At 59.7% G+C, this 20,765-nt stretch carries 19 protein-coding genes; all 19 read left to right on the top strand.

The annotated features are described in order from the left end of the window. Positions 1 to 6: 6 nt before the first annotated feature. The 19 genes from B0G76_RS38685 to B0G76_RS38600 all read left to right on the top strand — a co-directional run bounded on the left by B0G76_RS38685 (position 7) and on the right by B0G76_RS38600 (position 20,764). Positions 7 to 438, top strand: coding sequence for a GtrA family protein (locus B0G76_RS38685; protein ID WP_120297916.1), 432 nt, complete (start codon positions 7 to 9; stop codon positions 436 to 438). Then, on the top strand, positions 435 to 1,376 hold the full coding sequence (locus B0G76_RS38680) for a glycosyltransferase family 2 protein (RefSeq protein ID WP_120297915.1): 942 nt from the start codon (positions 435 to 437) through the stop codon (positions 1,374 to 1,376). The genes B0G76_RS38685 and B0G76_RS38680 overlap by 4 nt, the downstream gene beginning before the upstream one ends. Before the next feature lie 7 nt (positions 1,377 to 1,383). Next, the gene (locus B0G76_RS38675) at positions 1,384 to 2,463 is read left to right on the top strand and encodes an NAD(P)-dependent oxidoreductase (protein ID WP_120297914.1); all 1,080 of its coding nucleotides are present in this window, start codon (positions 1,384 to 1,386) and stop codon (positions 2,461 to 2,463) included. Between the two features lie 102 nt (positions 2,464 to 2,565). Then, complete coding sequence (locus tag B0G76_RS38670) at positions 2,566 to 4,362, top strand: thiamine pyrophosphate-binding protein (RefSeq protein ID WP_120297913.1); 1,797 nt, start codon at positions 2,566 to 2,568, stop codon at positions 4,360 to 4,362. Positions 4,363 to 4,622: 260 nt separating this feature from the next. Beyond that, complete coding sequence (locus tag B0G76_RS38665) at positions 4,623 to 5,879, top strand: acyltransferase (protein WP_120297912.1); 1,257 nt, start codon at positions 4,623 to 4,625, stop codon at positions 5,877 to 5,879. A gap of 82 nt (positions 5,880 to 5,961) precedes the next feature. Continuing rightward, complete coding sequence (locus B0G76_RS38660) at positions 5,962 to 6,966, top strand: NAD-dependent 4,6-dehydratase LegB (RefSeq protein WP_120297911.1); 1,005 nt, start codon at positions 5,962 to 5,964, stop codon at positions 6,964 to 6,966. A gap of 16 nt (positions 6,967 to 6,982) precedes the next feature. Beyond that, positions 6,983 to 8,137 (top strand): LegC family aminotransferase, encoded by a 1,155-nt coding sequence (locus tag B0G76_RS38655; protein ID WP_120297910.1) that lies wholly within the window; start codon positions 6,983 to 6,985, stop codon positions 8,135 to 8,137. Positions 8,138 to 8,139: 2 nt separating this feature from the next. Then, positions 8,140 to 8,760: an acetyltransferase gene (locus tag B0G76_RS38650; RefSeq protein ID WP_220700817.1), complete on the top strand. Its 621-nt coding sequence runs from the start codon at positions 8,140 to 8,142 to the stop codon at positions 8,758 to 8,760. Further along, the gene (gene neuB, locus B0G76_RS38645; RefSeq protein ID WP_120297908.1) at positions 8,757 to 9,761 is read left to right on the top strand and encodes an N-acetylneuraminate synthase; all 1,005 of its coding nucleotides are present in this window, start codon (positions 8,757 to 8,759) and stop codon (positions 9,759 to 9,761) included. The genes B0G76_RS38650 and neuB overlap by 4 nt, the downstream gene beginning before the upstream one ends. Positions 9,762 to 9,849: 88 nt before the next feature. Then, positions 9,850 to 10,764, top strand: coding sequence for a Gfo/Idh/MocA family protein (locus tag B0G76_RS38640; protein WP_120297907.1), 915 nt, complete (start codon positions 9,850 to 9,852; stop codon positions 10,762 to 10,764). 22 nt (positions 10,765 to 10,786) lie between these two features. Next, complete coding sequence (locus tag B0G76_RS38635; protein WP_120297906.1) at positions 10,787 to 11,590, top strand: SDR family oxidoreductase; 804 nt, start codon at positions 10,787 to 10,789, stop codon at positions 11,588 to 11,590. A 57-nt stretch (positions 11,591 to 11,647) separates the two neighbouring features. After that, a complete protein-coding gene (locus B0G76_RS38630) occupies positions 11,648 to 13,693 on the top strand; it encodes a hypothetical protein (RefSeq protein WP_147394148.1) in 2,046 nt (681 codons plus the stop codon). A gap of 28 nt (positions 13,694 to 13,721) precedes the next feature. Then, entirely contained in the window at positions 13,722 to 14,042 is a 321-nt protein-coding gene (locus B0G76_RS43395) for a UDP-N-acetylglucosamine 2-epimerase (RefSeq protein WP_220700816.1), read from the top strand. A gap of 10 nt (positions 14,043 to 14,052) precedes the next feature. Further along, positions 14,053 to 14,898, top strand: coding sequence for a UDP-N-acetylglucosamine 2-epimerase (gene neuC / locus B0G76_RS38625; protein ID WP_310793973.1), 846 nt, complete (start codon positions 14,053 to 14,055; stop codon positions 14,896 to 14,898). Positions 14,899 to 15,134: 236 nt separating this feature from the next. Beyond that, the gene (locus B0G76_RS38620) at positions 15,135 to 16,208 is read left to right on the top strand and encodes a nucleotidyltransferase family protein (protein WP_120297904.1); all 1,074 of its coding nucleotides are present in this window, start codon (positions 15,135 to 15,137) and stop codon (positions 16,206 to 16,208) included. 54 nt (positions 16,209 to 16,262) lie between these two features. After that, positions 16,263 to 17,588, top strand: coding sequence for a hypothetical protein (locus tag B0G76_RS38615; protein WP_147394147.1), 1,326 nt, complete (start codon positions 16,263 to 16,265; stop codon positions 17,586 to 17,588). Next, complete coding sequence (locus B0G76_RS38610) at positions 17,585 to 18,625, top strand: glycosyltransferase family 2 protein (protein ID WP_120297902.1); 1,041 nt, start codon at positions 17,585 to 17,587, stop codon at positions 18,623 to 18,625. The genes B0G76_RS38615 and B0G76_RS38610 overlap by 4 nt, the downstream gene beginning before the upstream one ends. Before the next feature lie 91 nt (positions 18,626 to 18,716). Next, positions 18,717 to 19,958, top strand: a complete 1,242-nt coding sequence (locus tag B0G76_RS38605; RefSeq protein ID WP_120297901.1) for an acyltransferase — start codon at positions 18,717 to 18,719, stop codon at positions 19,956 to 19,958. Beyond that, positions 19,955 to 20,764, top strand: a complete 810-nt coding sequence (locus B0G76_RS38600) for an ankyrin repeat domain-containing protein (RefSeq protein ID WP_120297900.1) — start codon at positions 19,955 to 19,957, stop codon at positions 20,762 to 20,764. Before B0G76_RS38605 ends, B0G76_RS38600 begins: the two co-directional genes overlap by 4 nt. Position 20,765 lies beyond the last annotated feature (1 nt).

The following is a 20,765-nucleotide window of genomic DNA, read 5'->3' as shown; positions in this document are numbered from 1 at the left end:
GCTAACATGCTGAACAAGCTGAAAGCGGTATTCACCGGCGACCGGGAATCGCGCAAGAAGATGTTGCGCTACCTGCTCGTGGGCGGCCTCAACACCGCCTTCGGCTACTTCGCGACCGTCGGTTTGTACTATGCGTTGCGGCCGCATCTGCACATCGTTGTGATTGGTGTGATCGCCAACGTGATCTGCATCACCGAGTCGTTCATTACGTACAAGCTCTTCGTGTTCAACTCGCGCGCCCCGTGGCTGCGCGAATATCTGCGCTGCTATGTCGTGTACGGCAGCAGCGCACTCATTGGCATCGCCGGATTATGGTTGCTCGTGAACGTCCTCGGCATTCCGTTCTGGCTTGCTCAGGGCATGCTCATGGGCGTCAGCGTGGCCATTTCCTACGCGGGTCACGACCGGTTCACTTTCAAGAAAGTACAGCGCGGATGAGCGACAAGAAACTAATTAGTATCGTTGCCGGCTGCTTCAACGAGCGCGACAACATCGCCGAACTCCATCAGCGCATTACTGCTGTGATGGCGCAGGTGCCACATCTCGACTACGAAATCCTGCTGATCGACAATGCGTCGACCGACGGCACCGTTGAAGTCATCCGGGAAATCGCCGCACAAGACAAGCGTCTGAAGGCGATCGTCAACGTCCGCAACTTTGGCCACATCCGCTCGCCGTATCACGCGCTGCTGCTCGCGCAAGGCGACGCCGTGATCGGCATGGCGTCGGACCTCGAAGATCCGCCTGAACTGATCCTCGATTTCATCCGCAAGTGGGAAGAAGGTTTCAAGGTGGCGATCGGCGTGCGCCGTAAGCACGAAGAGCGCGGCCTGATGCCGCTGATGCGCAAGGCCTACTACGCGCTGATCACGCGCATTTCGGAAGTCGAACAGGTGCAGAACTTCACCGGCTTCGGTCTGTACGACAAGGCAGTAATGGACATTCTGCGCAAGATCGAAGACCCGTATCCGTATTTCCGCGGCCTGATCTGCGAAATCGGCTACGCACGCGCCGAAGTGCCGTTCGACAAGCCGGTGCGCAAGCGCGGCATTTCGAAGGGGACGTTCCTCGTCTATCTCGACAGTGCGCTGCTCGGCATTGTCAACCACTCGAAAGCGCCGCTGCGTCTTGCGACGATGATCGGCATTGCGATGAGCGGCCTCAGCTTCCTGACCGGCATCTACTACTTCGTGCGCAAGCTGCTGGCGTGGAGCGAATTCCAGATGGGTATCGCGCCGCTCGCGATCGGCTTGTTCTTCTTCATGGGCATGTTGTTCCTGCTGATGGGGCTGCTCGGCGAATACGTTGGCCTGCTGGTCACCCACACAGTGAAGCGGCCGATGGTGGTCGAGCGCGAACGCATCAACTTTGACTGAGAGTTTTATGGAGCACACGATTCCGAGCGGCCACACACTGTTCCAACGCGATCTGGAACATGTCGCCGCCCAACTGGAAGACGATCTGGCGCAGTTGCGCGATGCCCATCTGTTCATCACGGGCGGCACTGGCTTCTTCGGCATCTGGCTGCTCGAGAGCCTGCTGTGGGCAAATGAGAAGCACGCGCTGAACCTGCGCGTCACGGTGCTGAGCCGATCACCGGAGAAATTCCTCGAACAACGCGCACCGCATCTGCGCGGTCGCGCGGGACTGAACTTCATCGCCGGCAGCCTGACCGATTTCGAAGCGCCCACTGACGCGTGCAGCCACATTCTGCATGCGGCGTCGGAGACGAACCTCGAACAGTCCGGCGACTGGGCGCAGCGCCACCTGAATGCGGCGATCGACGGCACGCGCCGCCTGCTCGACATGGCCGTTGCGCATCGTACGGAGGCTGTGCTGATCACGACCTCTGGCGCGGTCTATTCGCCGATGGATTCGGTCGTCGACAACCTCTGTGTCGAAGGGCCGGCCGGCGTCGCCGACTATGCGTCCGAGCGGATCGTCTACGGTCAGTCGAAGCGCATGATGGAAATAATAACGTCGGTAGCCGCGCAGCAGCACGGCTACCGCGCGCTGATCGCCCGCTGCTTCGCGTTCGTCGGCCCGTACCTCGCGCTCGACAGCAACTACGCGATCGGCAACTTCATTCGCGACGCGCTTGCGGGCCGCGAAATCGTGGTCGGCGGCGACGGCACGCCGCAGCGCTCGTACCTGTACGCGGCGGACCTGGTCGTGTGGTTGATTCGTGTGCTGACGCGCGGCCGCTCGGGCGTGCCGTACAACGTCGGCGGCAATGAGATCGTATCGATCGGCGAGCTGGCGCGCACGGTCGCGAAGGTCGCCGGCCGGCCGGACACGGTGGTGATCAAAGGCACGCCGGTGCCGGGCGCGAAGCCGTCGGCGTATGTGCCGTCGCTGCAGCGCGCCGCGGCCGAACTGGATTTGCAGGTCTCGATTCCGCTTGAAGAAGCGATCCGGCGCACGATGGACTGGCATCGCGCGCGAGGCAGCAAGGTAGTGTGATGAGCGGTGAAACGACGGCGTCCAGACGCCGTCCGTCAATAGATCGTAGAGAAGGCTTCGTCAACCTCGAAGCTTTGTAATTACATTTTTAGGCAAAAAAGAATGGCAATCAGTGTCTCGGATTATGTGTTCCAGCGAGTCGCAGAGGCTGGAGTCAAGGACGTGTTCATGGTGTCGGGCGGCGGCATCATGTACCTGACGGATGCGTTGAACCGGTCGAAAGATCTGCGCTACTGGTGCAACTATCACGAACAGGCATGCGCGATCGCCGCGGAAGGCTATGCACGCACCACGGAAAACCTCGGCGTTTGCCTCGTCACCACCGGTCCGGGCAGCACCAACGCGCTGAGCGGCGTCGCGGGCGCGTTCGTCGATTCGATCCCGGTGCTGGTGATTTCCGGCCAGGTGCGCACCGGCATCATGGCCGACTACAGCTACCAGCGTCAGGTCGGTCCGCAGGAAATCAACATCACGCCGATGGCCGAGCCGGTTACGAAGCACTGCGTGACGGTGACCAAGCCCGAAGACCTACGCTACGAACTGGAAAAGTGCCTGTACCTGACGCGTGCCGGACGCCCGGGCCCGGTCTGGCTGAATCTGCCGCTCGACATCCAGTCGGCGATGATCGAACCGGATCAGCAGCGCTCGTTCGTTCCGGAAGGAAAAGCCACGCCGGAACTCGACCCGGCCGCTCTCGGCCAGATCGCCGAGTTGCTGCTGGCCTCGAAGCGCCCGGTCATCATCGGTGGCAACGGCATCGTGCTCGGTCACGCGCGCAAGGCATTCCGCGAACTCGTCGCGAAGCTGCAGATCCCGGCACTATCGACGATCAGCGGCATGGACATCCTCGCGGAAGATAACCCGTTGTTCCAGGGCCGCATCGGCCCGGGCGGACAGCGCCGCGCGAACTTCGCGCTGCAGAACTCCGACCTAGTGCTCGCGCTCGGCACGAGCCTGTCGATCTCGGCCATCGGCTTCAGCGACAAGTTCGCGCCGAAGGCCAAGAAGGTGCTCGTCAACATCGACGCCGGCGACCTGAAAAAGAAGAACATCACGATCGAATACCCGGTCCTCGCGGACGTGAAGGAATTCATCGAAGGTCTGCTGAAACGCGTCGAAGCGCACACCTACCAGCCGACGCAGCGCTGGCTCGACGCCTGCGCAATGTGGAAGCGCGAATACCCGCCGATGCCGGCGCCGGAGCATCTGCAAAAGTCTCACGTCGACATCTACGCGGCGTATGACGAACTGTCGCGTCAACTCGACAATACGGACGTGGTCGTCAGCGGCAATTCGCTCGACGGCTGCATCATCGCGTATCAGAACCATCGCGTGAAGGACGGCCAGGTCGCGTTCACGAGCGCGTGCATGGGCGCGATGGGTTGGGATCTTCCCGCGCTCGTCGGCGCGTGCATCGCAGACGACCAGAAGCGCCGCGGCGTGCTGGTGACGGGCGACGGCAGCGTGCTGTTCAACATCCAGGAACTGATGTTCCTCGCGCAGAACCGCCTGAACGCGAAGCTGTTCATCAGCAACAACGACGGCTATCAGAGTATGCGCAACACGCAACGTCGCTTCTTCGACGGCCGCGAAATCGGTACCGACAAGCTGTCCGGCGTGGGCAACCCCGACTTCAGGAAGCTGGCGGAAGCCTTCGGCCTGAAGTACATGCTGATCGAAACCAACGACCAGTTGCCGGACGCGATCAAGACCGTGTTCGCCGACAAGGACCCGTGGATCGTGGAAATGCTGGTCTCGCAGGAACAGCAACGCTTCCGCGCCAATTCGTACCGCAAGCCGGACGGCACGATCGCATCGCGTCCGATGGAAGATATGGACCCGCTGCTGCCGCGTGAAGAGTTGGAACGCAACATGACGATGTTCGACAACGACGATTAACCGTACGATGCCGGCGTCCGTCTTATTCGGACGCACGGTGTTCCAATGTCGCTCGACATGTTGTTCGGATCGACGCTCGGGCATGGCGCCCGAGCGTCGCCGATCGCGGGGATAACAGTGGTTCACCTTGCACGGTGCATCACCATTGAACGCTGCTGAACAGGAGTTGTACTTCGCCGGCCCTTGCTGCTCAGCAAATCCGCCGCGCCACGCATGTCAAGTTGTTCCTCACTTCCCATATCACCGGCCTAGTCTGATTGATGTCCAATGTACGCAACCGCCCTTCAATCGATGCTCTGACCAGTTTGCGCGGTGTCGCAGCGTTACTGGTCGTTGTGCATCATATGGGTCTCCTGATGCTGCCGCTCAGAGCAACGAGCGTCGAGCCCGCCCTCGCAAAATTTGGCGTGCTCGGCATGACGACCTTTTTCGTGCTGAGCGGGTTCGTCATACATTACAACTACTCTGATCGGCTTGCCGGCGAGCGCGAGCGCGGCGTCATCGCGTTTCTGTTCGCTCGCTTCGCGCGTCTCTATCCGCTGTATTTGCCGGTGATTCTGCTCAACTACCTGGCCAATCTGACGTATGCGGCATACCAAGGCAGACAACTGGCAGCCAACGTCTACTCCGCGTCGTTTCCTGTCTATCTGGCGGGGATGCAGTCATGGTTCTATTCGACGTTCAACGGATTCAATTTGTCGATTTCACAAGAATTCGCCAATAATTCCTGGTCAATCAGCGTCGAATTTTTCCTCTACCTGCTGTTCATTCCGCTCGCGCTTTACGGCGGCTTCAAGCGTCATTCGTTGTGGCGCGGAATTTTGCTGGCACTGGCAGCGATGGCTTGCCGGACCGTTTTTATCCGGATGGCATCCACCGACGAAGTGGTGAACGGTATTTCGCGGATCTGGGGTACAGCGCAAGGTGTCGATCCGACTCATTGGCTCGTCTACTACTCGCCGTACGGCCGTGTTTTCGAGTTCCTCGCCGGCGTCGGAATTGCGGAAATCTGGCTCTCGCGGGGTGGCCACGCCGAATCGGGACCGGCACGTCTAGTGGCGCGGCTAGCGGGTGTGATTGGCATCCTGTACATCGGAGCGTCACTGCTCGACGGCAGCCTCTACGACGCACCACGTCTTTTTGGCGGATATCGCCTTTACAGCGGGTACGCGATTGCCGTTCCTGCCGCAATCTATGCCATATGCCGAAGCAGGAAATGGTTGGGCAAACTTGCATGCACCGCACCATTAATGTTCATCGGTGAGATCAGCTACTCGCTGTACTTGCTGCATGGGAATCTGTTCCCATTTTTCATGGTCAAATCCAGAGGCGATCTCAGTGCGCAAGTACCCGAGATGATCTGGAAATCAGCAGCATTCCTTGCGATCCTGCTCGCGGTCTCGTGGCTCGCCTACCGATTCCTGGAAATGCCCGCACGCCGCTGGGTCATGAACTTTTATAGAAACGGCATGATGCAGCCCGCGTTAGCTTCAGCTTCAAAAACGCCGGAACGTTGAAACGAGCGTCTGTCCCCGCTTCGCCCGCCTCGATCGGCAATGTAAAGTAACACTCGCCGCAACACATTAGAAAAGGAACACGATGTCTGCCAAGAAACGAATCCTCGTCACCGGTGCCGATGGCTTTATTGGTTCGCACCTGACGGAATACCTGGTGAGGGCCGGATACGACGTCCGCGCCTTCGTTCTGTATAACTCATTCAATTCGTGGGGCTGGCTCGACCGCGCCCCGGCGGACATCAAGTCGTCGCTCGACGTATTTGCCGGCGATATCCGCGACCCGCACGGCGTGCGCAAAGCCGTAGAAGGCTGCGATACCGTGCTGCATCTCGCCGCGCTGATCGCGATTCCGTACTCGTACCATTCGCCTGACACCTACGTCGACACGAACGTCAAAGGCACGCTGAACATCGTTCAGGCGGCGCGCGACCTCGGAGCGCGCGTGGTCCATACGTCCACGAGCGAAGTCTACGGCACGGCGCGCACTGTTCCGATCGCCGAAACCCATCCGCTGCAAGGTCAATCGCCGTATTCGGCCTCGAAAATCGGTGCCGATCAGATCGCGCTGTCGTTCTACATGTCGTTCGAAACACCGGTCGCCGTACTCCGCCCATTCAACACGTACGGACCGCGCCAGTCGGCGCGCGCAGTGATTCCGAGCATCATCACGCAGATCGCGAACGGGCAACGCAATCTGAAACTGGGTTCGCTGCATCCGACGCGCGACTTCAACTTCGTGACCGACACGGTCCGTGCGTTCGAAGCCGTGATGAATAGCGATCAGGCGCTCGGCCAGGTGCTCAACGCCGGAAGCGGCTTCGAAGTTAGCATCGGCGATACTGTCCGGATGATCGCTGAGACGATGGGTGCCGAAGTGACGATCGAAACCGACGAGCAGCGTCTGCGTCCGGAAAAGAGCGAAGTCGAACGACTGCTTGCGGACAACAGCCGCCTGCGCGAGCTGACCGGCTGGGCGCCGGAATTCGGCGGCGTGGACGGCTTCCGCAAGGGCCTTGCCAAAACGGTCGAGTGGTTCACGGACCCGGCCAACCTGGCTAGCTACAAGGCCGATCGTTACAACGTCTGATCAACTCTATCGAACCATGAGCCGAGCCTCCTCCATCGTGCAGACCGTTCGGGACGTGTACAGCCCCGACGGGTTTCTGCCACTGCATGCCCCCATCTTCAACGGCAACGAAAGCGCCTATGTGCAGGCGACGATCGAATCGACGTTCGTATCGTCCGTCGGCGCCTATGTCGACCAGTTCGAATCAATGCTGCGGGACATCACCGGCGCATCGCATGTCATTGCGACGACCAACGGTACCACCGCACTGCATATGTCGTTGCTGCTCGCCGGCGTCAACCGGGACGATCTGGTGATTACGCAGTCGCTCAGCTTTGTTGCGACCGCGAATTCGATCGCACACGCCGGCGCGATGCCCGCCTTCGTCGATGTGGACGCGGACTCGTACGGCCTCTCGCCTACCGCGCTCGAAGCGTTCCTCCACGACGCGTGCGAGCTGACAGATGCAGGCTGCATCCATCGCGCCACCGGTCGCCGAGTCGCTGCCTGCGTACCGATGCACTCGTTCGGCCTGCCTGCCCGCATCGAACAGATCGTCGAGGTATGCACCGCGTGGCGCATTCCTGTCATCGAAGACGCAGCGGAAGCGTTGGGCAGCCGGATCGGATCACGGCATTGCGGCACGTATGGCCTGCTCGGCACGCTCAGCTTCAACGGCAACAAGATCGTCACCACCGGCGGAGGTGGCGCGATCATGACTAATGACCCGGAACTGGCGAAACGAGCGAAGCATCTGACGACCACAGCCAAGGTCCCACATCGCTGGCGTTTCGAGCACGATGCAATCGGATTCAATTTCCGCCTGCCCAACCTGAACGCTGCGCTCGGCTGCGCACAGCTCGAACAGCTCGAAGCGTTCGTCGCATTCAAGCGCGATCTCGCTCAACGTTACAGCGAAGCGTTCGCGAAGGTCGGCATTCCGTTCGTGACCGAACGTCCTGGCACGTCGTCAAACTACTGGCTGTGCGCGATCCTGCTGAACGATCGCGCACAGCGCGACGAGTGCCTTGAAATCACCAACGAAGCTGGCGTGATGACACGGCCCATCTGGGAACCGCTCCATACGCTGCCGATGTTCTCGTCGGCGCCGCGCGACGCGCTGACGGTCACACAGGATATTGCCGGCCGCCTGATCAACATCCCAAGCGGCGTGCTGCGCCAACCGGCCTGAGCATGGGCATCCTGCTATTCGGCGGCGGCGGCCACTGCAAGGCCGTCATCGACGTGATTGAAGCAGAAGGCAACTGGCGAATCGCGGGCATCGTCGAGGCGCCCGGCAGCACAGCTCGCGACGTGCTCGGCTACCCAGTCGTCGGGTACGACGACAATCTCGCAGATTTGTTGCGGCTTTGCCCAAACGCGCTTGTGACCGTCGGTCAGATCAAGTCGCCGTCGATCCGGCAGCGAATCTTCACGCGGCTCAGCGAAGCCGGTTTCGCGCTGCCGTCAATCGTCTCGCCGCTCGCACGGGTAGCTCGCAGTGCACGCCTCGGCGCTGGTTCGATCGTCATGCATTACGCGCAGGTCGGCCCCGACGCGAGCGTCGGCGTTAATACAATCATCAACACACGTGCGCTTATCGAACATGACGCCGTCGTCGGCGATCACTGCCACGTTGCAACCGCCGCAGTGCTGAACGGCCAGGTCGTGGTGCGCGATGGCACGCTGATCGGCAGCGGAACGATCTGTCGCGAGGGCATCACAATCGGCGCGAACTGCCTGATCGCGATGGGTTCCCGCGTACGCAAGCCGGTGATGGACGGCACCTTCTACTTCGGAGACAAATCTCGATGAACAAGCATTGCACGGTGATAGCTGAAGCCGGCGTCAACCACAACGGCTCGCTCGATCTGGCCTATCAGTTGATCGACGCAGCGGCGGCGGCAGGCGCCGATTACGTAAAGTTCCAGACATTTCGCGCCGAGTCGCTCGTCACGCGCGCCGCGCCGAAGGCTGAATATCAGAAAGCCACCACAGGCAACGCCGAGTCGCAATTCGAGATGCTGAAGCGCCTCGAGTTGCCTCAGGAAGCTTTCGCCGAACTGGCGAAATACTGCACGAAGAAAAACATCGAATTTATGTCGACGCCGTTCGACGTCGAAGCGGCGCGCATGCTTGCCGACCTCGGCATGAGCACATTCAAGGTGTCTTCGGGCGATCTGACCAACGTGCCATTCCTGCGTGAAATCGGAAAGATCGGCCGGCCAGTCATCCTCTCGTCTGGCATGGCGACGCTCGGCGAAATCGAAGATGCTGTCATGGCGTTGCACGGCGTCGGCACGCCGATCGAAAAGATCACGCTGCTGCACTGCACGACCGAATATCCGGCCCCTGTGGAGGAGGTCAACCTGCTCGCGATGAACACGATGCGCGCTGCTTTTCCGGGTGCCACGATCGGTTACTCCGATCACACCCAAGGCATAGACATTCCGATTGCGGCCACTGCGCTCGGCGCCCAAGTGATTGAAAAGCATTTCACGCTCGATCGCACGATGACAGGCCCAGACCACAAAGCGAGCCTCGAACCGGCCGAACTGACAGCCATGGTCACATCGATCCGGCGCGTGAGCCTTGCACTAGGCAATGGACGAAAACAGCCCACCGCATCGGAAATTCCTAACCGGCTGATCGCGCGCAAAAGTATCGTCGCAGCGCGTCCGATTTCGCGAGGCGAGACTCTTTCGACTGAGAATCTCGCAGTGCGGCGCCCTGGCAGTGGCCTATCGCCAGCACGATGGGATGAGGTAGTCGGCAAACCGGCCACGCGCGACTATGCGCAGGACGATCTGATCTAAGGCATCTGCTTTCGCGACGTCCAGGTGTGTAATCGAAGCGGCAAGCGTGCTTGACATGCCGCGCAACAACAGGTTTGCAAGGAAGTCTATGCGTATTCTCATAGTCGGATATGGTTCGATCGGCGCGCGCCATAGCCGGATCGCGGCGTCGCTCGGCATGCAAGTCGCCTGCGTGTCTGCCAACGCGGATTGCCCATTCCCACGCTTCGAAAACGTGGCTGACGCGATCTTAACTTTCGCACCGGACCGCGTCGTCGTCGCGAATCCTACGGCGCGGCATGCGGACACCATTAGCGAACTGGCACGCACCGGTTTCGATGGTGGAGTGCTGATCGAAAAACCCGTCTACAGCTTTCCGGAAGAAACGCCAGAGCTGGGCAATATGCGAGCGTATGTCGCCTATAACTTGCGGTTTCATCCACTCATCCAGGCGCTGCGCGCGCGTCTCGAACACGTACCGGCGCTCTACTCGGCGTCCTTTCGGGCCGGCCAGCATCTGTCGCAATGGCGCCCGGGCACCGACTACCGGCAATCGTATTCGGCGAGTGTCGAATTGGGCGGCGGCGTGTTGCGCGATCTCTCGCACGAGATCGATCTCGCTCTGTGGCTATGCGGGCCCGCTCGCCGTGTTGCCGCGCTCGGTGGCCATTTCAGCGACCTCGATATCCGGAGTGATGACGTGTTTTCGACGTTGTCGGTCAACCAGTGCTGCCCCGCGGTGTCGATTGGAATCAACTACCTCGACCGGATGCCGCAGCGCTCGATCAACCTGAATGGCCCTGACCTGACGGCGATCCTCGATCTGGTGAACGGATCGCTGACGGTCAACGGCGAGCTCACGCGTGTCGAAGCCGAGCGGGATGTCACGTACATCGCCCAACTCGAAGCTTTCGTTCGCGACGATACGTCCACGCTGTGCACGCTCGACGAAGGCGTCGACGTGGTCCGCTTCATCGGCGCGGCCGAAAAGGCCGCTACCGGCAGCACGTGGATTCAACTCTAAACCTACTTTTTACCCATCCATCATGCGTCGAATCGAAGAACTCATGTCGCTCGCCGGCAAGACCGCGGTCATCACCGGCGGCGCCGGGCATCTAGGTGCTGCGATGGCCGAAGCGCTAGCGGAAGCGCACGCCACTGTCGTACTGGTCGACCGTCAGGGACCGCAACTCGAAGAAGCTGCGCAAGCGATCCGCTCACGAACATCGGCGCGCGTCGAAACGTTCCAACTCGAACTCGCCGACGAAACCGCTGTGCGCGCGCTGCCCGACCAGGTCGCGCAATTGTGCGGCGGGTTCGACGTGCTAGTGAACTGCGCCGCCTTCGTCGGCACGTCTCAACTGGAAGGTTGGGCGGTGCCGTTCGAACAGCAGAAAACGCCGGCTTGGCGCGCGGCGTTCGAAGTCAATGTGACATCCGTGTTTGAACTGGTCCAAGCCGCATTGCCGCACCTCAAGCGCTCCGGCAAAGGATCGGTTATCAATATCGCGTCCCTCTACGGTATCGTCGGTCCGGATTGGAGACTCTACGACGGTACGTCGATGGGCAATCCCGCAGCCTATGGTGCGAGCAAGGGTGCGCTGATCCAGCTCACCAACTGGCTGTCGACCACACTTGCACCGCACGTGCGCGTCAACACAATCAGCCCCGGCGGCGTCTGGCGCAACCAGCCGGAAGAATTCACGAAACGCTACGTCGAGCGCACGCCACTTGGCCGGATGGCGATTGAAGAGGACTTCAAGGGCGCAGCGCTGTTCCTCGCCAGCGACCTTTCGGCGTACGTGACCGGGCAAAATATTATCGTAGACGGTGGTTGGTGCGCCTGGTGACAGGACGCCCATCATTGAACCAAAGCACACTCCAATAACTAGACGGAAAACTGTTGGATGAAGAAGTTAAATCTCTGGGCGAGACACTTACCCATTTTCTTGCTGGCGATTTTCGGGGGAACTGCGCTCATCGCTTGCAATCCCGGCTATTTTTGGGACGACTGGGTCTGGCTCTTCCAGGATTCAACGAACAGCATCCGGATTGGCAGAGAACTCGGCGTCTGGTGGGCTGGCTATCTAACGAACGCGATCAATCATCTCGCTGCGCCTTCATTGACGTTGCGTGCGGTCGCGCTGATCTCGTGGGTTATCACCGGGGCCGCAATTGCATTCGTCTTGCGGCGGCGAGACTACATTTCGTCACGCGAAGCCGTGCAGTTGTTCCTGATCTACTGCGCGACACACGTAGTACCCGTGCGCTTCCTGACCAGCGTCGCGATGTACAACGTTTATATCGCGGCGTTCTGGATTGGCTGCGCGTTGCTGATTGCCGGTCCGCGATCGTTTAAGCTGCGCCTGGCAAGTCTGTTGTTCCTCTTCTTCTCGTTTTACCTGAACTCGCTGCTCGTTCTCTACGCTCTGCTGATAGCGTTGCTCGCGCTTGATGAATTGAGCCAGAACGTTACGGTGTACACGAGGCCGACATGGAAGCTTGCCGGTCTGCGTCCCGAGGTGGGCGCGATCATCGCCAAGTCGATCCCGCCGCTGAAGGCGTTCGCGTTGAGGCATATTTCGTTTCTCGCGCTTCCGTTGATATTCCTCGCGGTCAAGAAGTTCACGACGATCCCTTCGCCGCTATACGGGACCTACAACGACGTCGATCACCGGTTCATCTTCTCGGCGATCACAGACTCGTTCACGCTCATCCGGCCTGTGCTGCGCGACTTCTTCGCGACGGCAGCGCGTACCGTGGCACCTGTGGCGCTCGTCATCGCAGCAGTAATCTGCTTTCTGCTGTTGCGTTTGCTGCCGCGAGGCGCGACACGGACATCGATGCGCGTCGCGATCATTCAGCTTGTTCTTGGTCTGCTCATCTTCGCCGCAGCCGTCTATCCGTACATCATCGTCGCCAAGACACCAGACCTGATGAGCTTCTACGACGCACGCAACATCATGCCGGCGGTGGCAGGTCTCGACCTCATCCTGCTTGCACTTCTGAACGTGCTCGATCGCGGCTTTGCGTATGTGCCGATCCTGCGATCTTACGGAAGGGACCTCGTACTGGGTTATATCCTCGGCGCGTCGATCTGCGCAGGTTTCGTGAGCGGCGTTGGGCTTTGGCACGACTGGATCAGACAAAGCGCAGGAATGTACTATCTTGCGATGCACCGCAATGAGGTCCGCGACGCGCGCACTTTCGTGTTCAACGACATGTCGACGGACAGCCGGTATCGCGATCGCACTGTGCTGAACTACGAATACACCGGCAACCTGATCGCCGTGTTCGGTGAACGTAGCCGCTTCGGGATATCGGTGAGCGAGTATTTCAGCCTGCCCCCGAACGTTCCTCTTCTGACAAATACCTATGTACGGCAACGCTTCAATATCGGCGACTATGACTTCAGGAAACCACATGTAATCGTCACGATCCGGGACGGCGTGCTGGCACTGAACACCAAGCGCACGCTCTCCGTGGTGTGGTCGTACCTGCAAGGCGAGAATTGGCAGGCAAGTTTGCACAATTACTTCTACGTCGATCTTGCCCGGGAGTTCGTCGAAACGGATCCGCGTGTCGATGAAATGTATCAGATGGCGAAAGCCTTGGCAGCTTACCGGTTGGAGCACGGCGTGTTCCCGACAAAGGTGCAGGTCGAACCAGGCCAATTGCCCGCCCAGGAAATTTCGGCGACTGGGCAGGTGACGCCGACTGTCATCACCGGGGACATTCCGGGGTTGTTTCCCGCCTACATGCCTCGCCTAGCGACAATGCAGCCGCACCCCGTCAATGAGCCGAACTATCTGTACATTTCAGATGGCGTAGATTACAAGCTGGTCTATTCGAACGCACGGGATCAAGCGTATGCGAAGCAGAGTCACCCGGCCCTGTTCGATCCGGTGCATGGTGGATACGGCGTATGGACATCCAACGCACGCTTCTGGTAATCACAGCCGACCTGAAATTGGAGGAAGTATGAGCAGAACGATCTGCTTTTTTACAGGCACGCGCGCTGAATATGGCCTGCTCAGACCGCTGATGAAAGCGGTAGCGTCGACGCCGGGTGCGGTACTGAACACATTCGTGACCGGAACGCACCTCGCGGAATCGTCCGGAGCGACGTGGCGGGAAATAGCCGCCGACGGACTGCCAATCGACGAGCGCGTTGAAGTGCTGCTCGACAGCGGCACCGACGAGAGCATCTGCACATCGATTGGCCTCGGCGTGATGCGTTACGGCGAGGCGCTGAAGCGCTTGGCTCCCGACATGCTCGTGATACTGGGGCGACCGCTTTGAGGCCATCGCAGTGGCCGTGGCAGCTACAGTTTGCAAGATTCCGATCGTGCATATCCACGGTGGCGAATTGACGCTCGGCGCGATGGATGATGCATTCCGGCACGCGATCACCAAGATGAGCCACCTGCATTTCACTAGCACGGAAGCTTATCGGCAACGCGTCATCCAACTCGGCGAAGAACCTGCTCGAGTTCACAACGTCGGCGCACTCGGTGTAGAAAACATCCGCACGTTGCCGCTGCTGGATCACACCGAAGTCGAACGCCGGCTGGACATCGCCGCAGGCCAGCCTTACTTCCTGGTGACATTTCATCCGGCGACACTTGATCGGCAGGCGCCTGAAATTCAGTTGAAGGCGCTGCTTGAAGCGCTGGAGGCTTTTCCCGATCGCCTAATCGTGTTCACCGGTGCAAACGCGGATCCGGGGGGCGCGGGACTCAACCGACTGCTGGCCGAACATTCGCAGAAGCACGCTGGACGTTTTCGCTTTTCGATGTCGCTCGGCGCGACGCTGTATCTATCCGCAGCACGAGCGGCCGACGCAGTAGTTGGCAATTCGTCAAGCGGGATCATCGAGGTGCCGAGCTTCGGTATCCCTACAATCGATATCGGCAGTCGTCAGCAGGGCAGAATACGCAGCGAAAGCGTACTCACGTGCGCTGCCGAAACGGAGGCGATTAAGGCAGCAATCTCAGAAGCGCTCACACCGGAATTTCGTGCTCGGGCAGCGGCGGCCGCCAACCCTTACGAACAGGCGGCAACGACCGAACGGATCGTTCAAACGCTAATGACATGGGATCACAAGGCCGCGTTGCTCAAACCTTTCCATGATCTGCCGCCAATTTTCAGGGCTTGAGCGCCTAGCGGCGCCAAACGTACGTGATATCATGGAGGAATTAGTGGTTTGCGAAGGAGGTCATAACAGCGCGTGCGTCGGTTATATTGTCGCGATGCGTTACTCCACGCTTCGTAGCGGCCACCTGCGCCTGACTGCCTCCTGTAAGCCCCCCTACCGCCGATGACTGGTCTGCAATTTGCTGCTCAAGCCATGTGTTTCAAAGTTCAATTTGCTTATCTTTGCTGTGTACTAATATGACGGCTCTCGACGAACTCGCTCATTTGAAAGTAACGCTTGATTCGAAGATATCAGACGTTATCGCGTGCATCCAGGAGAGCGGCCCGGTTGCGTGCGCGTTGCTCTACGATGAGAAGGGCCAATTCGTCAACATCATCACTGATGGCGATGTCCGCCGCGCCTTTCTCGAAGGTCACAAGCTTGACGACCTGACTCTCGAGATTCAAAAGATCAAAGCACGCAGCGCGCGCCCTGCTCCCATTACGGCGAAAGTGACGGCCAACGCCGAAGAACGCGAATCGCTATTTCATAAGTACTCGCTACGTCAACTGGTGCTGGTCGACGCAAAAGGCATGCCGGTATCGATCATCGATCACCATGCGGTTAATCATGCGCCGAATTACATCGACCGCAGTTTTACGGCGGTCGTGATGGCAGGCGGCTTCGGCACGCGTCTGCGTCCGCTGACCGAGGACATGCCGAAACCTATGCTGCGCGTGAATGGCCGACCGATGCTCGAGATCAGCATCGAAAAACTCATCAGCCACGGTGCAAGCCGAATTTTCATCTCGACGCACTATTTGCCTGAAAAAATTACCGAACACTTTGGCAATGGTGAAAAATTCGGCGTTGAGATTCAGTACGTGCACGAGACGACTCCGCTCGGCACGGGGGGCGCGCTCTCGCTCGTGCCGTTTCACGACGAGAACACGCTCGTTTTCAACGGCGACATTCTGACAAATCTTGACATCGGAATGTTCCTTGCATTTCACCTGCGCAGCAATTCGGCCATGACCATTGCTGCAACGCAGTACAGCTTCCAGGTTCCGTTCGGCGTAATCAGCGCAACCGATTCGCTTGTTACGCATATCGAAGAAAAGCCTAGCTTTAGCTTCCTCGTAAATAGTGGCATCTACTTCCTGTCGAAGCGCGTGTTCGACACGCTTCCGGCGTCGGGCCACTACAACATGACGGATGTCGCTCACAACCTGATCAAGTCGTCGCTCCCGGTTTCGTGCTTCCCGATCTTCGAACATTGGCTCGATGTCGGCCGGCCCAGCGATTATGAGCTCGCTTCGAAGATCTTCTAGGCGAAAGACCGATATGTGCTTCACGACCGACGTCGAACAGCGAGCGCGGCGCCGGTGAGCAGCGTGTCACTGCGCCTGCCGTCCATTTCGCGCGATCTTGCCCTCGTCCTGTCGCTGCGGCTCTGGCAAGCCGGTGCCGGCTTGCTGACCACGATCCTCGCGGTGCATTTCCTGTCGCCAGAAACGCAGGGCTGGTACTACAGTTTCATCAGCGTCGCCGCGCTCTATACGCTGTTTGACCTCGGCCTGTCGATGGTACTCGTGCAGGTATCGGCGCACGCGTTCACCGGACTGCATTGGAAGCCCGACGGCAGTGTCGAAGGCGACGGCACGCCCTACTTCCACGCGCTCGTACAAAGCGCATTGCGCTGGTACGCGCTGACCGCACTGGTCTTTGCAGTCATGATCGTGCCTGGCGGCATACTGTTCTTCGGCTCCAAATATTCGACGACCATTCACTGGGTCGCACCGTGGCTCGTGCTGTGCGGACTGACCGCAGCCGGTCTGCTCATCACACCGTTTCTATCGATTCTCGAAGGCGCTGGGCAGATTAGCCGCGTGTACGCGTTGCGGCTGTCGCTCGCGGTCTGCGGATCGATTGCGTGCTGGGCGACACTGGCCGGCGGCGCGGGCCTGTGGGCGACGGTGATGGTACCTGCGGCGACGCTGCTGATCCCGCTGGTGTGGCTGGTCCGCTACCGGCGCGGACTGCTGCAGATCGCATCAAACAGCGCGGGACACGGTTTCGACTGGCGGCATGAGGTCTGGCCGCTGCAATGGCGGCTCGGCATTGGCCTGCTGTGCGGCTATCTGCTCACGCAGATCAACATTCCGATCCTGTTCCATACGCAAGGCGCGGTGATCGCCGGTCAGCTTGGCCTGTCGTTCGCGATCGTCAACACGCTCGGACTCGTCGCGCAATCGTGGATCACGCGCCGCGTGCCGTTGATGGCGCGGGCCGCCGCGATGCGCGACTGGCCTACTCTTGATCGCATGTTCAAGCGCGACTTCACAACGTCTTCGGCTATTTTCGTCGTGATGGCGTTCGGCGTGCTCGCGATGGACCTGCTGTTCGTTGACGCGAAATACGCGCACCGAGTGCTGCCGTTCTGGCAACTAGCCGGCCTGCTCGTGTTCGTGTTCAGCAACCAGTTGATCGGTGGACTCGCCGCGCATCTGCGCAGCTTCCGCCGCGAGCCGTTCATGTCCACACTCGCGACTACCACCCTCTTCACACTACCGCTCATCGTGTGGGCGGCGGCGCATTATTCGTCGGCGGGACTCGTGACCGTCCTCGCAGCGGTCAATCTATTCCTGAACTTACCCACTGCCTTCTTCATTTGGTACCGGTGCAACCGGACCTGGAGACATGATTCGTGACCGTTGAAGCTTCACCTCTGCTGACCATCGCCATTCCGACTTTCACGCGGGCGAATTATCTCGAGCTGAATTTGCGGAGTCTCGTCGAAGAGTCGCGTTCGCTCGAACGCGGCGTGCTCGAAGTGATCGTATCCGACAATCATTCGACCGACGCGACGCCCGACGTCGTCGAGAACGCAATCGCGCAAGGCCTGTCGATCCGCTATATCCGAAACAAGATTGATATCGGTTCCGACGCGAACATCGCACAGTGCTTCAACGAAGCGCGCGGCCACTACGTGCAGATCATGGGCGACGACGACATTTACGTCGCCGGCACGCTGTTGTATCTGATCGATCATTTGCAGAAGGCGGAGTACGGCGTGGTCTGCCTGCGTCCGTTCGGCTATGAAGTGGACCCTATCGCGGAGCATCCGGGCGGCGACGCCCGCGTCGAACAGTACGATCAGGTCGGCGATTTCCTCGCCGCTATCGGGCCGTACATCACGTTCATCTCGTCGTGCGTGATCAATCGGCGTGTCCAGCAGGATATCGACGCGCGCCAGTTCTGCGGCAGCAATCTGGTACAGGTGCACCTGGTCGTCAACGCGGCGCTGCAGGTCGGCCGGAACGCGTACCTGAAGCGCTATATTCTCGCGTGCAAGCGCGCCAACTCGGGCGGCTACGATTTTTCCGAGGTGTTCGTCGAACGGCTTGGACGCATCCTGGATTCCTACCGTGCCGCGGGCCTCAGCGCGCATGCGATTGAGCAGTTCGAAACGCGGATGCTCAAGTCATATCACCCGTTTAATCTGGTTCGGCAACGGCTCGCACGGCAGGGCGACCTGCGCGAGACGTACCGGCGCTTCTCGGCACGCTTCGGCAAGCGGTTGCTGTTTCGCTTCTGGGTCGCGCCGATCATCCGGTGGCCGCGTCCGTTCGCGCTGGCCTGGGGCATGATGGCGACACTGGTCGGTCGGCTCGCGAACGGCGACCTGCGCCGAGGCGCGCATTTTATGTGGAACAAGCTGCGCCGGCGCAATCCGCCGGCGTCGTAACGGCGGTACGCGCGAGCTGCAACGACACGGGTTGCGCACAGAAGGAGAACGGAGCGCCTCGCTGCAACAGTCCCGCCTGGCGGTAAATCACATGAGTCATAAAAACCTCGAAATCGAGCGGTTGCGTGCAGTCGCGGTGCTGCTCACGATCATCGTTCATGCGCCGTTCAAGCAACTGTTCAGCCCGTATCTGTACTCGCCGTTCACCGGCGTGGATCTGTTTTTCGTGATCTCCGGATTCGTCGTTTCGCGCTCGTTCCTCGCGACACTGCCAGACGCGCTCGGCGCGTCGCCCGTCGAGCGTCTCGAACGCAGCAAGCAGCAGATCATCGCGTTCTATCTGCGGCGGGTTTTCCGGATCGCGCCGTCCGCGTTCTTCTATATTTTTCTTTACTGGATCGTCGCGGTCGTGATGAAGGCGACGGGCAGCATTGCGATTTTCGCGCGGCCCGCCGATATCTTTCGCGAAGGCATCGCGTTCGCGGGAGGCATTTACAACTACGCGATGGTGTACAGCGGCATTCCGACCAACATGTCGCACTACTATAGCCTGTCGATCGAAGAGCATTTCTACCTGATCGCACCGTTGCTTCTCGTGCTATGCGGCCGCACGTCTTATCGGTTAGCGGCGTTGGCGATCGGCGTTTGTCTGGTGCTGTTCGTCGCACGGCCGATGACTGCAGTCAGTATCGCCGATCTGTCGCATACGCGTTTCGACGAACTGCTGTATGGCGTGATCATCGCGCTGCTGGTCGATCAATACCGGCATTTGCCGCTGTGGCGATTCCAGACCATCGCAGATGCAAGCGCGGACCGCCCGTCCGCGCTGATCGACACGCTGCGCAATCCGCGCGTGCGCGCGGTGCTCAAGACGCTGGTCGGCGTTGCGTTTTGCGCGCTGCTCGCCCTGCTGCCGGGTGTACTAAACACCGATATCGGCGGCGGCTCGTCAAACCAGTTCTTTTCCTCGAGCGCGGCGTTTTGCGGCTATGCGCTGGTGTCGGTGGCACTCGTGACCTTCGCATCGCTCGAACGCGGCTGGATCCTGAACATTCCCGGCCTGACCGGCGTGCTCGAATACATCGGTGCGCGTTCGTATTCGATCTACCTCGGCCACGTTCTGTTGATCCTCGTCTACAACGATCTCTACTTCCGCTACTACGAACGGATTCCCTATTTTCTCAAGCTGACTCGCACCGGCTATGCGTTGCAGTTCGTGCTGTTGTTGGCGATTGTGTTGGCGCTCGCAGAGACCACCTACCGGCTCGTCGAGAAGCCGTGCATAAGCGTCGGCAAACGGGTCATCGGTTCATTCATGGAGGCGCGGGCATGAGCCATCGCATCAGATTCGTAGCCACTGCGCTGCTATTCGTATCGCTGTCGGGATTCGCGCAATACGACTACAACGACGACTTCACGAAGGCCGTTGCCGCGCACTATCCGCCGCTGGTGCGCCTACTGATCACGAAAGGTGGGAAACAGAATGTGCAGGACGCGGCCGGCGACACGCCGTTGATGCAGGCGATCCGCTCGCACGACCGTGAAATCGCCGATCTGCTGATGCACTATCAGCCAGACCTGTTACTGCTGAACACCGGCAATCACTCGGCCGCCACGGAAGCCGTTCTCGCGGATGACGCTGATAGCCTGCCCGCCGTGCTGGTGCGCGACGATCCGTTGCAAGTCGCGCAATCGCTCGGTCTTGCGACGAAGCTCAACAAGCGCCGCGTGCTGAACCGTTTCGCCGACTTGCTCGGCGTGCCGGCAGTCGACGAAATTGGCCACGGTTTCCTGAGCTCGCCGCTCACGTATGTCGAACCGGGCAGCCGGGTCGCGTATGCGTTTTCGCCTGCGGAAGACCGTCCGGACGTCTGTGCGAAGCCCGCGACGAAGCTGTTGCTGCAGGGGAAGATCTGCAAGGTGGACGGCAATATGGTCAGCGTTGAATGGCAATTGCTGTCGAACCTCGACAACGAAGACATGCACTGCTCGCCGCAAAAACGCCTGCATTTCGCGCGCAAACCGGACGCCGGCTGGAGTGCGAAATTTTTCGGCTCATGCGGCGTGTCTCCCGAGTATTTTTCGAATCTGCCGACGTCGTTCGACTACCACCAGTTCATCGTCCCTGAACTCCGCTGAC

This window comes from Paraburkholderia sp. BL23I1N1, assembly GCF_003610295.1.
GTDB lineage: Bacteria > Pseudomonadota > Gammaproteobacteria > Burkholderiales > Burkholderiaceae > Paraburkholderia.
This window is presented reverse-complemented; position numbering and strand designations above follow the sequence as displayed.

Bases quoted from the DNA above. Each gene is read 5' to 3' on its own strand.
- B0G76_RS38655 (WP_120297910.1), top strand. From the start codon at position 6,983: ATGAGCCGAGCCTCCTCCATCGTGCAGACCGTTCGGGACGTGTACAGC.
- B0G76_RS38680 (WP_120297915.1), top strand. From the start codon at position 435: ATGAGCGACAAGAAACTAATTAGTATCGTTGCCGGCTGCTTCAACGAG.
- B0G76_RS38665 (WP_120297912.1), top strand. From the start codon at position 4,623: ATGTCCAATGTACGCAACCGCCCTTCAATCGATGCTCTGACCAGTTTG.
- neuB (WP_120297908.1), top strand. From the start codon at position 8,757: ATGAACAAGCATTGCACGGTGATAGCTGAAGCCGGCGTCAACCACAAC.
- B0G76_RS38685 (WP_120297916.1), top strand. From the start codon at position 7: ATGCTGAACAAGCTGAAAGCGGTATTCACCGGCGACCGGGAATCGCGC.
- B0G76_RS38635 (WP_120297906.1), top strand. From the start codon at position 10,787: ATGCGTCGAATCGAAGAACTCATGTCGCTCGCCGGCAAGACCGCGGTC.
- B0G76_RS38675 (WP_120297914.1), top strand. From the start codon at position 1,384: ATGGAGCACACGATTCCGAGCGGCCACACACTGTTCCAACGCGATCTG.
- B0G76_RS38660 (WP_120297911.1), top strand. From the start codon at position 5,962: ATGTCTGCCAAGAAACGAATCCTCGTCACCGGTGCCGATGGCTTTATT.
- B0G76_RS38605 (WP_120297901.1), top strand. From the start codon at position 18,717: ATGAGTCATAAAAACCTCGAAATCGAGCGGTTGCGTGCAGTCGCGGTG.
- B0G76_RS38650 (WP_220700817.1), top strand. From the start codon at position 8,140: ATGGGCATCCTGCTATTCGGCGGCGGCGGCCACTGCAAGGCCGTCATC.
- B0G76_RS38620 (WP_120297904.1), top strand. From the start codon at position 15,135: ATGACGGCTCTCGACGAACTCGCTCATTTGAAAGTAACGCTTGATTCG.
- B0G76_RS38670 (WP_120297913.1), top strand. From the start codon at position 2,566: ATGGCAATCAGTGTCTCGGATTATGTGTTCCAGCGAGTCGCAGAGGCT.
- B0G76_RS43395 (WP_220700816.1), top strand. From the start codon at position 13,722: ATGAGCAGAACGATCTGCTTTTTTACAGGCACGCGCGCTGAATATGGC.
- B0G76_RS38630 (WP_147394148.1), top strand. From the start codon at position 11,648: ATGAAGAAGTTAAATCTCTGGGCGAGACACTTACCCATTTTCTTGCTG.
- B0G76_RS38600 (WP_120297900.1), top strand. From the start codon at position 19,955: ATGAGCCATCGCATCAGATTCGTAGCCACTGCGCTGCTATTCGTATCG.
- B0G76_RS38640 (WP_120297907.1), top strand. From the start codon at position 9,850: ATGCGTATTCTCATAGTCGGATATGGTTCGATCGGCGCGCGCCATAGC.